15 protein-coding genes and 1 tRNA gene are annotated in these 12,536 nt (G+C 61.9%); 8 read left to right on the top strand and 8 right to left on the bottom strand.

Going from position 1 to position 12,536, the window contains the following annotated elements; genetic code table 11:
- Positions 1 to 110: 110 nt before the first annotated feature.
- The 3 genes from LZ518_RS06890 (at position 111) to LZ518_RS06880 (ending at position 2,131) form a co-directional block, all read left to right on the top strand.
- Positions 111 to 187, top strand: a tRNA-Arg gene (locus LZ518_RS06890).
- A gap of 674 nt (positions 188 to 861) precedes the next feature.
- Positions 862 to 1,125, top strand: a complete 264-nt coding sequence (locus LZ518_RS06885; RefSeq protein WP_249915264.1) for a hypothetical protein — start codon at positions 862 to 864, stop codon at positions 1,123 to 1,125.
- A 565-nt stretch (positions 1,126 to 1,690) separates the two neighbouring features.
- Positions 1,691 to 2,131 carry a DUF2165 family protein gene (locus LZ518_RS06880; RefSeq protein WP_249915263.1) on the top strand — a complete coding sequence of 147 codons (441 nt, stop codon included), beginning with the start codon at positions 1,691 to 1,693 and terminating at the stop codon, positions 2,129 to 2,131.
- A gap of 129 nt (positions 2,132 to 2,260) precedes the next feature.
- Here the strand turns inward: LZ518_RS06880 and LZ518_RS06870 are convergent, their stop codons facing one another.
- Both LZ518_RS06870 and LZ518_RS06865 read right to left on the bottom strand, forming a co-directional pair.
- Complete coding sequence (locus LZ518_RS06870) at positions 2,261 to 3,109, bottom strand: outer membrane protein (protein WP_283938168.1); 849 nt, start codon at positions 3,107 to 3,109, stop codon at positions 2,261 to 2,263.
- 148 nt (positions 3,110 to 3,257) lie between these two features.
- Positions 3,258 to 3,449, bottom strand: a complete 192-nt coding sequence (locus tag LZ518_RS06865; protein ID WP_249915262.1) for a hypothetical protein — start codon at positions 3,447 to 3,449, stop codon at positions 3,258 to 3,260.
- Positions 3,450 to 3,627: 178 nt separating this feature from the next.
- On the opposite strand from LZ518_RS06865, the gene LZ518_RS06860 reads away from it, so the two are divergent.
- Together LZ518_RS06860 and LZ518_RS06855 are read left to right on the top strand one after the other, a co-directional pair.
- Entirely contained in the window at positions 3,628 to 3,870 is a 243-nt protein-coding gene (locus tag LZ518_RS06860; protein ID WP_249915261.1) for a hypothetical protein, read from the top strand.
- A gap of 87 nt (positions 3,871 to 3,957) precedes the next feature.
- On the top strand, positions 3,958 to 4,302 hold the full coding sequence (locus LZ518_RS06855) for a hypothetical protein (protein WP_249915260.1): 345 nt from the start codon (positions 3,958 to 3,960) through the stop codon (positions 4,300 to 4,302).
- Here the strand turns inward: LZ518_RS06855 and LZ518_RS13545 are convergent.
- From LZ518_RS13545 to LZ518_RS06835, 4 genes are all read right to left on the bottom strand, one after another.
- Positions 4,229 to 4,570 (bottom strand): hypothetical protein, encoded by a 342-nt coding sequence (locus LZ518_RS13545; RefSeq protein ID WP_348538672.1) that lies wholly within the window; start codon positions 4,568 to 4,570, stop codon positions 4,229 to 4,231. The genes LZ518_RS06855 and LZ518_RS13545 overlap by 74 nt on opposite strands.
- 140 nt (positions 4,571 to 4,710) lie before the next feature.
- Complete coding sequence (locus LZ518_RS06845; protein ID WP_249915259.1) at positions 4,711 to 5,958, bottom strand: N-succinylarginine dihydrolase; 1,248 nt, start codon at positions 5,956 to 5,958, stop codon at positions 4,711 to 4,713.
- Entirely contained in the window at positions 5,955 to 6,971 is a 1,017-nt protein-coding gene (locus LZ518_RS06840) for an arginine N-succinyltransferase (protein ID WP_249915258.1), read from the bottom strand. Before LZ518_RS06840 ends, LZ518_RS06845 begins: the two co-directional genes overlap by 4 nt.
- The gene (locus LZ518_RS06835; protein ID WP_249915257.1) at positions 6,968 to 8,176 is read right to left on the bottom strand and encodes a hydrolase; all 1,209 of its coding nucleotides are present in this window, start codon (positions 8,174 to 8,176) and stop codon (positions 6,968 to 6,970) included. The genes LZ518_RS06840 and LZ518_RS06835 overlap by 4 nt, the downstream gene beginning before the upstream one ends.
- Positions 8,177 to 8,372: 196 nt before the next feature.
- On the opposite strand from LZ518_RS06835, the gene LZ518_RS06830 reads away from it, so the two are divergent.
- Entirely contained in the window at positions 8,373 to 8,522 is a 150-nt protein-coding gene (locus tag LZ518_RS06830; RefSeq protein ID WP_249915256.1) for a hypothetical protein, read from the top strand.
- Position 8,523: 1 nt separating this feature from the next.
- Here the strand turns inward: LZ518_RS06830 and LZ518_RS06825 are convergent, their stop codons facing one another.
- Both LZ518_RS06825 and LZ518_RS06820 read right to left on the bottom strand, forming a co-directional pair.
- Positions 8,524 to 8,994: an RNA pyrophosphohydrolase gene (locus tag LZ518_RS06825; protein WP_249915255.1), complete on the bottom strand. Its 471-nt coding sequence runs from the start codon at positions 8,992 to 8,994 to the stop codon at positions 8,524 to 8,526.
- A gap of 39 nt (positions 8,995 to 9,033) precedes the next feature.
- The gene (locus LZ518_RS06820; protein ID WP_249915254.1) at positions 9,034 to 9,801 is read right to left on the bottom strand and encodes a hypothetical protein; all 768 of its coding nucleotides are present in this window, start codon (positions 9,799 to 9,801) and stop codon (positions 9,034 to 9,036) included.
- Between the two features lie 109 nt (positions 9,802 to 9,910).
- Between LZ518_RS06820 and LZ518_RS06815 the strand changes: the two genes are divergently transcribed.
- Together LZ518_RS06815 and LZ518_RS06810 are read left to right on the top strand one after the other, a co-directional pair.
- Complete coding sequence (locus tag LZ518_RS06815) at positions 9,911 to 10,462, top strand: DUF7010 family protein (protein ID WP_249915253.1); 552 nt, start codon at positions 9,911 to 9,913, stop codon at positions 10,460 to 10,462.
- Positions 10,463 to 10,559: 97 nt separating this feature from the next.
- On the top strand, positions 10,560 to 12,440 hold the full coding sequence (locus LZ518_RS06810) for a 2-oxoacid:acceptor oxidoreductase subunit alpha (RefSeq protein ID WP_249915252.1): 1,881 nt from the start codon (positions 10,560 to 10,562) through the stop codon (positions 12,438 to 12,440).
- The last annotated feature ends 96 nt before the right edge of the window (positions 12,441 to 12,536 follow it).

Here is a 12,536-nt window from a genome sequence, read left to right as displayed (position 1 = left end):
GGGAGCAACGATCCGCATGGCTTTCCGTCTAGGGGGCCGGCGCGCCCGGCGCAATTGTCGGCAAGGGGGTTGCGTGCCGCCGCCCCGGCCCCTAAGGGACGCCCCGGCACGCGCCCGTAGCTCAGCTGGATAGAGCATCAGACTACGAATCTGAGGGTCGGACGTTCGAATCGTTCCGGGCGCGCCATTCTTTTCGCAGATTTCTGCCACGAATCAGGGCGCTTTTTGTCGGGGGTGACAAGAAAGTGTGCCATCAATGATTTCAATGACTTAGCGAACGCACAAGTTCCGAGCCAATCGCTTCGAATTGGCGGGTGAAGTGCCATTTGACCCCAATGGCAGCTTCCGACCCATTGCGGTCATTAGAACCAAGGCCCAAAAAGGCTTTATGCTGGACAATGACACGACGCGCAGGCTGAAATGCTGGTTACCAGTCGTTGTTGTCGGCATCCTGTCCATCGCAGTCGCGGCCGCGACTTTCCATTGGCCCGATGGTCCGGTCTTTCTCCTAATGGGTTTCGCAGGTCTGGTGACCATTGTGGTAGCCGTACTTTTTCTAGCCACGAGCCGGGGAAGACGGAGTGCGGAAAGCCTCGGCTTTGAACGATTAAGGGACGCCGTTGCCTACGCGGCATCCTTTCGTGGGATTCACCCGCTAGTGTTCTTCCTCTCGCTGGGCGCTCTCGCCGTTTTTCTATTCGCTGGAATGGGGACTGCACCTTCGATGTTGGCACTATTTTCTTTGCCGCTAATCGGAATCTATCAAGCAGTTACGAGGATATACCCGGCCGACAGAGCCTGACTGGTAGCGTCCGCTTTCCACCCATTGCGGACATTGAGCATGGTCGGCAAACATATGGCATGAACTCAAGACAAGCGTTCGAGGCTATCGAGAATAAGATAGCAGCCGACCCAGAGAAGCGGATTGTCGATAGCTTTTACGACAACGAGCACTTTGGAAATTTCTGGATAACCTACGACCAAGCCGGGGATCGGCTGTCCGTTGTCAACGACCGCAGCCAGCTGTTCCTCCACAGTGGTCCGCCGGACCAACATTGCCTGACGATGCTCGTGAAACATCTTGAGAGCGCCGACGAGCAAGCAATTCTCGACGTCGTTCCATAACGACCGCTTTCCATCCATTGCGGACATTAAGAGCAGTGCTAGAACATCGAGATGATACGCTGGGCGCTCCGCATTATCGCAGCCGCATTTATTCTTGTCGGCCTCTATCAACAATTCTTCGGCTGGAATTACGCATCTACGGGCTCCGCGGAAGGATACCTGAGGGTCTGGCTGCCTATCTTTCTGGGAGTGCTCTATTTCGCTTTAGACTTCCGGCTGAAATGGCGCGCTGACCAGCGGGCTGATCGAGCGGAAGCAAGGGAAATTGAATTTCACAGGCGGCGAATGGATGATCGAGACTAGTAGCGCCGGCACACCACCCTCTTTTCGCGGGAGGGGTGCCAAGCTTTAGGCCTCGATGTGTGCCTAAAAGGGTGACAAAGTGTGCCAACGACATCGCCAACAGGGGTGCCAGCTGTCACCCCCGCGTTTTGGCTTGTTTTGTGGCGGATTACTGCCGATAATCTGGCACCGGGCGCGCCATTTCCCGTCTTGTCTGGCTTCACTTGAAGAGCCGCGCCTTCCGGCGCTAGTTTGCCGGGCGCAACTGCGGACAGGACCCGACATGCGGACCTTCAAGAGCCTGCTCGTACTACTGATCGGCCTAACCGCTCTGATGTACGCACTTCAGAATCTGTCTAACGTCGGCGAAATGCGCGGGCAGATGGAGGTGTTGCGGCCGCCCCCTAATTCACCCGCCCTGGCATGGACCGGTTTCGCGCTGATCGTCCTTTGCCAGCTTGCGATTGTGGCAGCCGCCGGGAAAGGCGCGTGGGACCTGTTCGCGGCCCGGAAAGGCTCGGCCGAGGAATTCAGGCAAGCGAAGACGCCCGCGGTCTGGGCCGGAGCATTGTCGCTGCTTTTATGGTTCGCCATGTCGCTTTTCGTTGGCGCCGGTCTTTTCCAATGGGGGACCGACAGCGGCACGATCGCGCTGGCGAAGGCCTTTTCCTTCGCGACCACATCGGCGCTGACCATCCTCTTCGTCTGGGGCACCACGGACTAGGCTAGCCGATGATATTGGCGCGGAGCGGCCCCCGCTGCCCACGCAAAACGGCCCGGGAATTTCTTCCCGGGCCGTTCCTGCCCCCAGAGCGGCGAAGCTGGCTGGCCGCCGCTCTTTGCAGTTGGTTACTTAACCCCGTTCCGGCTCCGGCGGAGGCGGCGGCGGAGGTGGCGGCGGTGGCGGTGGCGGACAGGCGTCCGTCGCCAGGATCACCGAACCATCCGGGCACGTCTGCGTCGCCGGTGGAGGCGGCGGCGGCGGCGGCGGTGGTGGCGGAGGCGGAGGCGGCGGCGGCGTGTAGAAGTTGTACGTCAGCGTCGCCAACAGCGAGTGCGAGTGGAACCGGCTTTCGAAGAATTCGTCGTCGGTGCCGAACACTTCCTGCTTGATCTTATGCGGATGGAAGTAGCGATACTTCAGGCCGAGATCGACATTCGGGTTGAGGGCATAGCGAACGCCGGCAACCAGCTGCCAGGCGAACCCGCCCTGGGTGAAGGATTCGTCGAACTCACTGTTGCAGCACTCGAAATTATACTTGCCCCAGGCGAAGCCGGCGCCAGGGCCTGCATAGAAGCTGAAACCATCTTCATTGCCGAGATCGAGCAACAGGTTCGTCATGATCGCGATATAACGGGTATGGCCACCGCCTTCGTCAGGATCAGCGCAAGGCCCGCCTTCGCATTCGAACGTATATTCGTCGTGCGAAGCCCGCTTGTAGGACAGATCCAGCTCGGCACGGACGATGCCCGCATCATAGCCGAAGATCACTCCGACATCGTATCCCATATTATGGTCGACATCCATAAAATCGACGTCGAATGACCCTTCGCTATCTTCCCCGGCCAGGTCGACATCCATGTCCTTGGCCCACATCGGGCCTGCTTCAATTCCCAAATAGAGTGTCTTGTCGCGAGCGACCGCCGGAGAGGCGATCATCGCGGATGCCAGCAATGCAGCGGCACAAGTTCGACGTAGCATGGTAACCCCCGTTCTTCGTGACGAACCCCGTTTATTTAACAGAGTTAAACTAGGACCGCTATAGGGACTTTTAATGACCCAAAAATGTCAAATTTCCGGGACAAATCGGCCCGGCCATCGCGATGGATAATTTGGCGAAATTCGGCGGTCAGGCGTTGAGCGCGACCGCTCCGCTGTTGGCACCGCATTCAATGGCGCGTTGGGCGAAGTCCTGGGCTAGCTTGCTGTGCCATTCCCGGGCCTGCGGCGTAATTGCGCGCTGGGCAGCCGTCCGTTCTTCTGCTGCACGGCGCAGATAGAAACGCTGGTTGGACACCATCCGTCGCACTCCCCCGACCATCACTTCGGCGGCAGCTACACTGCGCGCAAAAAGTAAAGCGATGGTTAATATCCACAGGGAGCTGCCCGTCCCCCGGTGGGACATCAGGTTTGCCCTGTGGTGACACCCAAGGCGAATCGACTTATCGTTGAAACCTAACGACTCGTCGCACGTTCATGCCGGTTATTGGAGAGTGATCATGCTGAGTTCCAAGGTAACGGAGTTTAATCCGGCCCGGCGCGGGTACCACGCCGTGTACCGCGACAATGAGGTCAATCATTGTCCAGGTTGCGGCCGGACCCACTGGTATGTTGGCCGGACCCTTGCCGAATGCGGCTTTTGCTCAACAGCCTTGCCGCTCAACGAGAGTTTCCGGCAGCCGGCGGCCGCGGTGTTCATCAGCCGGTCGCGGCCGCACAGCCCTTCGGCCTTCGCGGCCTAGCTGCGAGGCTCTGGCGCGCGCCCGACGAGCGGGGAGGGCGCGCGCCAACCGTTTGAATAGCGAGAGCATCCCGATTATATTGCGCATATGAAGAGCATCATCGCCCCGTTGCTTGCCGCGGCGATTTTCGCCGCACCGGTCCCCGCTGCGGCGGCGGCAGGCAATTTCACCCTGGTAAATCGCACGGGTGCGGCCATCGCGTCGCTCCAGATCAGGCGGGTCGGAACGAGCGCGTGGCAATCCCTAGGTGGAAACCCTGCCAGCGGGTCGCGGGTCGCCGTAGCCTTCGCCAACCCCGACTGCGCATTTGATATCAAGGCCAATCTGGCGGACGGCCAGTCGGCAACCTTCACCGGAGTCAATCTGTGTGATGTGACGACGGTAACGCTGAACCGTGGACCGAGCGGGGATGTCTGGGTCGATTACGATTGATCCCGCGTGTCGAATGACGCGGCGCTAATTTCAATTCAGCTACCGAGCCGGCCGTGATCGGGCGGACGCTGTCGAGCAGCTTTGCTCCGGCGACAAAAGGCACACCCAGGCAGGCGGCGGCAAGCAGCCAGCCGCCGTTGCCGGGATATTGCTGAAGATAGTGGACGCCGCGCTCGACCGAGCCGACGGCGATCGCGTAGGTGACAAGATAGGCCTCAAGGCGCGTCTTGATGACAAACAGTCGGCCGATCTTGCGAATCTTCATCATGATTAACCCAACGCCACTGGAATGGCGCCGTTCCGCCCTTTCCCGATTAAGGACAATGGTTACCTGTCCTTTAACTCTGCATTGCTAACCGAGAAAATGAGTCGGGTCGAATGGCCTTGTCACGGCTGTCCCAAAACGGACTAGCCGAGTTCCGATAGCTCCAGCGCATCCAGCAGCGCCGCACGCGCCTGGACAACCGCACCGACGAGCGATTGAGACTGGATCTCGTCTGACGCGATTTCATTCGGCCAACGGTCGCCGATTACCTTGGCGAGGCGATCCAGCTTGGCATCGTCGACCAGGAAGCGAGGGTCGACATCGGCCGGGTCGCACTGGACCCGAAGGCGAAGGCATGCCGGCCCGCCGCCATTGGCCATCGACTGGCGGACATCGACGAAATTGACCTGGCGGATGGCGCCATTGGAGGCGAGGTGCCGCTCGATCCAGGACGCCACCGATGGCGTATCGCGGCATTCGGTCGGCGCGACCAGCGTCATGGCTCCATCAGGCGGGGTGACCAGCTGGGCGTTGAACAAATAGCTTTTGACCGCGTCGGCCAGCGGCACTTCCGCATCGGGCACTTCGACCAGCTCGAAATGAGGCAGGCTGGCTGACAATTGGGCGACCAGCTCGTCGCGATCCGCAAATGCCTTCTCGTGAGCGAACAGGACGGGCCCATTGGCGACTGCGACGACGTCGTTGTGGAAGGCACCGGCCGCGATCGCTTCCTCGCTCTGCGCGGCGAAGATCGTCCGTCCGGGATCGAGCCGGTGGAGGCGAGCGATCGCCTTCGACGCTTCGACATGCTGGCGGGCGGGGAAGGGGCCGCCGGATACGCCAAAAACGAATACCTCGACGCCCGGTTCGCCATGCGACGGCGCTAGCCGCATGTGATTGGCCGCGCCTTCATCGCCGAACGCCGGCGGGACCGGTCCGTGGACCGCGAACGCATCGCCGGCAAAGGCGAGACGCAACTGCGCCAGCGTCGCTGGCCATTCGTGGCTGCGGTGCGGCATGGTCTTCAAATTGGCGACCGTCAGGTGGCACTTGCCGTCGGCGGTATCGGGCGAGGGGCTGACCGTCGCGGCGTTGGCCGCCCACATTGACGATGCGCTCATCGCATTGGCCGCAATGTGCCGATCGGCGCCTTCGATGGTCGTACCCAGATCGGATAGCCATTCGCCGGCCGGGCGCGGTTGCGGCACGAAGAGGCCCTGAACCAGCCCCAACGCCAGGTTCGACCTCATCTTGTCGATGCCCTGCAGCGCGGCGGCGCGGGGCCGCGACACATGACCGGCGTTGCGGGTCGCGGCGAGATTGCCGAGGCTGAGGCCCGAGTAATTGTGGCTTGGCCCGACGATTCCGTCGAAGTTGATCTCTCGGATCATCGACTGACTGCCAGCACGCGGTCGCCTGGCCCGACGCCGAGCATTTCCATTGCTTCGGCATCGATGATCAGCTCGCCGTTTTCGTTCTGGGACGCGTGGCTGTAGCAACAGACGAAATCGTGCATCACGCCGGTGGCCAGCATCATTGTATTGTCGCCGCCGCCGTTGGTGCCGCCGACCAAGAGCCAATCGCCTTCGACAACCGTCTTGATCTTGTCGGTCCGCGCCGTGACCGTCGGCCCGCCGTCGAATATGTCGACGTAGCCGTCCCAGTCGAAATTCTCATTCTCCAGCATCTTGAGCGCAGCCCGGCCGGTCGGGTGCGGCTGGCCGATGACGGCCTTGGCGCTTTCCGGAAGCATGGAGACGTAGATTGGCGACTTCGGGAAAAGGTCAGCGATGAATTGGGTCCCGTGTACCGCGTTGAATTCGTCAGCCTCGGGAAAGGTCATGCCGAAAAAGCGCCCGCCGAGCGCATCCCAGAAGGGCGAATGGCCGGCCTGGTCCATCACTCCGCGCAACTCCGCCAATACGGAGTCGCCGAACCGCGGACGGTGCTGCTTGATGAACAGGTAACGCGACCGGGCGAGCAGCATGCCGAGGCCGCCGGCACGTTCCTGCGGATGAAGGAACAGCCCGCCGACTTCGCTGAACCCTTCAAGGTCGGTGGTAAGGTTGAGCGTCTGGTTGCGAAAGATCCGCCCCAGCTCTTCGCTCTTTTGTGTGAGGGTCGAAATCAAATAGCTGTAGAATGGCCGGTCAGTGCCGACCGCACCGAAAATCTGGCACGTGCCGCGGATCGCACCGGTGCGGAAATCCTCGAGCATGAAGACATAGAGATCGTCCGACGGATTTTCGCCGACGCGGCTGAAACCGGCTTCGGACCGCTCCAGCTTGGCCTCGAGTGTCGCCTTTTCGGCGGGCAGGTTGGTGAACCCGCCGCCGGTCAGCTTGGCGAGGTCGTAGAAGGCGCGAAAATCGTCGGGCCCGGCGGCGCGGATGCGATAGCTCATGCGCCCTCCGCCAATCGCAGGATCGTAAGCGCCGACAGGGCTGCGCGCTCGGCAAGGCTGTCGACGATCAGATATTCCTCCATCGAATGAATGCTTCCACCGCGCACGCCCATGGTGTCGATCACGGGCACGCCGCAGGCGGCGATATTATTGCCATCGCATACCCCGCCGGTCGACTTCCACCCTATCGATTGACCGAGGTCGGCGCCGGCCTGCTTCACCAGGCCGAACAAAGACTCCATCTCGGGGGTCATCGGCTTGGGCGGCCGGGCGAAATGGCCGTGGGAACTGATGGTGAGATCATGCTCCTTCGCAATGGCGGCAACGGCAGCATCAATCAGCTGCTGCGCCCGGGCCTGGTCATCGAGCGTTTCGGGTCGAACATTGACGCGCAAGATGGCGAGGTCCGGGACCACATTGTTGGGCGACCCGCCGTCGATCCTGGCCGGGTTGACGTTGAGGCCCGGACCGACCGCCGCCTTCAAGCGCATGGCGAGGTCCGCCGCGGCGATCAGCGCGTTGCGGCCATCTTCGGGATTGCGGCCGGCATGGGCCGACTTGCCGTGCACCGTGAACGAGAAATTGCCGCTGCCCGGACGCGCGCCGGCCAATGTGCCATCCGGCAGGGCGGAAGGTTCATAGGTCAGTGCCGCGCGCTTTCCGCGAGCGGACTCGGCGATGAGGGCGGCGGAGCCCAGCGAGCCGACCTCCTCGTCCGAATTGATCACCACTTCATAGCCGAGCACGCTTGCTGCCGGGCTTGCCTCGATCGCCTTCAGCGCCGCTAGCATGACTGCGATTCCGCCCTTCATGTCGGCCACGCCGGGGCCGCCCAGCACCTTGCCCGGCTCCAGCCAGCGCAGCGATTGGAACGGGTGATCGATGGCGAACACCGTGTCCATGTGGCCGGTGAAAAGCAGCTGGACCGGCGCGTCCGGGCGGACCTTTAGGTGGAGGTTCTTGCCGTGGGGAACGTCATAGGCCTTGCCCGACGCATCGATCGCCTCGACCTGTGCCGGATCGCGCATGGCGATTTCGCCCGGCAGATCGGCAAAGGCGCCGGCGAGGCGCGCGCCGATCGTCCCGAGACCCTCGATATTGCGCGAGCCCGAATTGACGTTGGCCCAATTCTCGACCTGCGCGAGCATGTCCGCGGCAGATGCCGCGTCGACGCAATCGCGTTCCTGGCTTGTCAGCGCCCCCATGGGCTGCGCTCTAGCGTGGCAAAATGCGCTTTACCACCCGTCGCCCCAGCGCCGGCTGGGGCCCATGTCGGACTCGGCGTTCAACAGGTATTGCTGCTTCCACATGGATGCCAGCCTTCGCTGGCATGACGGGCAACGGTCTTGCAGGAGGGGGTCTGTGTATTATATATATAATACAGAAATAGGAGGCTCGACGATGTTGGAGAATCCATTGGCCAAACGCACAGCCATCGCCGCAGCGATCGGCGCGGTGGTCGCCATTCCGCTGCCCTTTATCGGCCCGATCCTGGGCGCCATCGTCGGTGGCGGAATCGGTTACTTCACCGCCGATCAGAAGCGAGCCTAGCTCAAAGATATTCGGCGAAGCCGCGCAATAGCTCGCGGTAAAGGTCGCGCTTGAACGGCACGATCAACTCCGGGAGCAAATGAGGCTCGGCCCATTTCCAGTGGCTGAACTCGGGATGCTTGGTGGCGATGTCGATGTCGTCGTCGGTGCCGAGGAAGCGGGCAAGGTACCAGTCCTGGAGCTGTCCTATCCACTTGCCGTCCCACAGACGCAAGGCGATCGCGTCGGGAATTTCGTAGCGCAACGGCTGGGGATGGCTGGCGATTTTCTCGACCAGCCTGGGCCTGATGCCGGTCTCTTCTTGCAGCTCGCGTAGCGCGGCCGGCCAAGGCTTCTCGCCCTTGTCGATCCCGCCCTGCGGCATCTGCCATGCCTCGTCGCGATTATCGATCCGCCGTCCGACGAACACGAGGTTGTCGGCATTCAGCAGCATTACGCCGACCCCGCGGCGATAGAGATGGTCGTCGGTCATCCGGATTGCTTAGCGAAGGAGCCAAGCTACGGCCACCGGTCAAGCGGACTTATGTTCGATCCGGTACAGCAAGTCCCGGGTCAGCGCCTCAACAGCGCCCATGTCGGCGAGGAACCCCGCGACGCTGGATTGATGCCAGCGGAGGTCCCCGGCCAGTTCGGGGCGGGTTCGGAGCTCAGCCGCTGCTGCGGCAAAGCGCGCGGGTTGCAGGTCGAGGTCGCAACTCGCCGGCAACTGGACGTTTAGCGGCTGGTTCGGGATTGGCCTGTCGCCGCAATGCGACCGGATCGCGTCCTGGATGTCCTCCGGGATGACCTGCCGCACATGTTCGCGATAGACCGTCGAAAGCTCCGCTTCGATCGACTGGTAATTGAGCGTCATCAGCGAGGCGAGCTCGTCGCGCACCTCGCCATCGTCAATGTTGGGAAGTCGTTCACTACCGAAAATGGCCGTCCAGCTGCTGCCATTGAGTCCCAGAACATAGATTTGGCTGGCCTGATAGGCGGCGATGACGAACTGCTTGTCGCTGACGCTGGGATCACGGCGCCATCCGCCGAAAGCGACGTCTGCATAGCGGCGCGTGGTCTCATAATAGGGTTTGGCTGTATCGAAATAGTTCACGAAATTGTGGAGAGCAGGCTTTAATTCGCCCAGCAGGCGCTCGGCCTCGCGCTTTTCTGCTCGGGACTGATTCCAGTTGGCGGCTTGAATGCCGACGAACACGCCGATGATGACGATCGCAAGTTCGATTGCGATTGCCACCCAGTCTTGCGCGCGAAGCTTCGCGACGGCGCGTTTGAAGATCATTGCCTTCGCCCCACCCGGAAATATTGATTTAACTCCATTCACCCGCTGGAGGGAAGCATGGCGGCGGCGTACGGGGCGGACGATAAATTAGCGGATCGGGAGGGATAGGATGACCTTTGAAGAAATGCGCCTCGACTTCATCACCCGCCGCAATGGCTCGCTGGCGCTGCCGATCACCGGCATCATTGCTTACTCGGCGGCAGCGCTGCTGAGCCTGCTAGTCGATCCGCGTTGGCACAATCTGGTCCTGACTCTGTGCTTTTGGTCGATCATGCCGATCGGTGCGCTGATGATGAAGCTGCGCGGCGAGGAATTGGGCGATCCGGTTGCCAACCCGCTGTTCGGCCTGGCGGCCAAAGGGCGTTGGATGGCACTGGCAACCTGGTCGGTGCACATCATGGTGTGGATCTACGCGCCAGAGCTCTTCCCGGTCACGATCGGGATCTGCTTCGCGCTGCACTGGGTGATCTTCTCCTGGACCCTCAACCACCCCGTCGGATACATCCACCTCGCCATGCGGATCATGTTCGTGATCGCCGCCTGGCATCTGGTCCCCTCGAACCGCATGGGCGCGGTCGCGGCAGGGATTGCGCTGGCTTATGCGATTTCGGTTATGATGTTGAGCCGGATCGACTGGAAGGCCCGGCTGGCGGTAGCCTGATTCTATCTCACAAGCCTGATTCTCTCTCACAAGAAGGTGGCGGAATCACCCGCGCAGTCCTATTGTGGAAACAAAGCCAGACATCTGAAGGACTAGCATGGCCACGGCCACCCACAACGTTACCGACGAAGAAGCACGATCCCATCCGCCACAGGAAGCGGTCGTTGTCCGCTTTGCCGGGGATTCCGGCGACGGAATGCAGCTAACCGGTGGTCAGTTCACGCTCTCGACCGCACTTGCCGGCAACGACCTCGCGACCTTCCCCGACTTCCCGGCGGAAATCCGAGCGCCGCAGGGCACGACTTTCGGCGTTTCCGCCTTCCAGATCAATTTTGGCTCGTCGGCGATCGATACGGCAGGCGATGCGCCCGACGTCCTGATCGCGATGAACCCGGCCGCGCTCAAGATGAATGCCAACGCGCTGCGTGAGGGCGGGTTGATCATCGCCGATGAAGGCGAGTTCACGCCCCGCAACCTGACCAAGGCGGGCTATGAGCAAAATCCGCTCGAGGACGGCAGCCTCGCCAAATGGCAGCTGGTCCATTTCAATATCTCACAGCTGACCCTCGATGCGGTGAAACCGTTCGGCCTTGGCAACAAGGAGGCGCTGCGCTGCAAGAATATGTGGACGCTTGGCCTGGCGCTGTGGATGTTCGACCGCGACCGCCAGCCGATCGTCGACTGGCTCATCTCGAAGTTCGCGAAGAGCCCCGAACTGGCCGAAGCCAATATCGCGGCGCTCAATGCCGGCCATGCCTATGGAGAAACCGCCGAGATTGGCGGCCAGGTTCGCCAGCGGCACGTCGATCCGGCACCGGCGGAACCGGGCCTTTATCGCACGGTAACCGGCGCGGAATCGCTGTCGCTGGGCCTGATTGCGGGCGCGCAGCTCGCCGGACTCAAAATGTTCTTCGGCGGCTATCCGATCACGCCGGCCTCGGCGATCCTGCATCATCTGTCGCGGCTCAAGGAATATGGCATCACCACCTTCCAGGCGGAGGATGAGATTGCCGCGATCTGCGCGACGATCGGCGCCAGCTACGCCGGGCAGTTGGGCGTCACGTCGTCGTCCGGGCCGGGCATTGCCTTGAAGGGCGAAGCGATGGGGCTGGCGGTGATGACCGAGCTGCCGCTGGTGATCGTCAATTCGCAGCGCGGGGGGCCGTCGACCGGCCTTCCGACCAAGACCGAACAGAGCGACCTTTACCAGGCGGTCTATGGTCGCAACGGCGACGCGCCGATGCCCGTGATCGCCGCCCGTTCGCCGGCCGATGCGTTCGATTGCGCGATCGAAGCCGTTCGGATCGCCACCCGCTACATGACGCCGGTGATGCTGCTGACCGACGGCTATATCGCCAATGCGGCCGAGCCGTGGAAGGTGCCGGACATGAGCGGCTATACGCCGTTCCCGGTCAAATATGCCGCCGCTCCCGCCGCGGACAACGACCAGGTCCTGCCCTATGAGCGGAACGATGACCTGGCGCGGCCGTGGATCAAGCCCGGCACGCCCGGCCTTGAGCATCGCATCGGCGGGATTGAGAAGAACCCCGGCAGCGGCAATATCGACTATTCGCCGGAGGCCCATGCCGAGATGACCCGGCTGCGCGCGGCCAAGGTCGCGGGGGTGGCCAACTCGATTCCGGACCAGGACATCTGCCTCGGCAACGAAGGCGGCAAGCTGGCGGTGGTCGGCTGGGGCTCGACCTTCGGCCCGATCCACCAGGCGGTTCGCCGGGCGCGGGCGCGCGGGGCGGACGTCGCGCACATCCACATCCGCTACATCGCGCCCTTCCCGAAAAATCTCGCTGTCCTACTCAAGGGATTTGAGCGCATTATCGTGCCCGAAATGAACAGCGGCCAGTTGAAGACCGTGCTGCGCGACCAGTTTCTGGTCGACGCTCGGCCGGTAAACAAAGTGTCGGGACAGCCCTTCACCATCGCCGAGATCGAAGCGGCGATCGAGGAGGCGCTGGCATGACTCGCGCGCGCACGCCTAGCGCGCGCGTCGTGAGCGCGACTTTTGCGACGTTTGATCGGGACGCACGGCAATGAAACCGATCAATCCCTGGCCGCT

Origin of the sequence: Sphingomonas brevis, from assembly GCF_023516505.1 — a bacterium.
In the GTDB taxonomy this organism is placed as follows: domain Bacteria; phylum Pseudomonadota; class Alphaproteobacteria; order Sphingomonadales; family Sphingomonadaceae; genus Sphingomicrobium; species Sphingomicrobium breve.
This window is presented reverse-complemented; position numbering and strand designations above follow the sequence as displayed.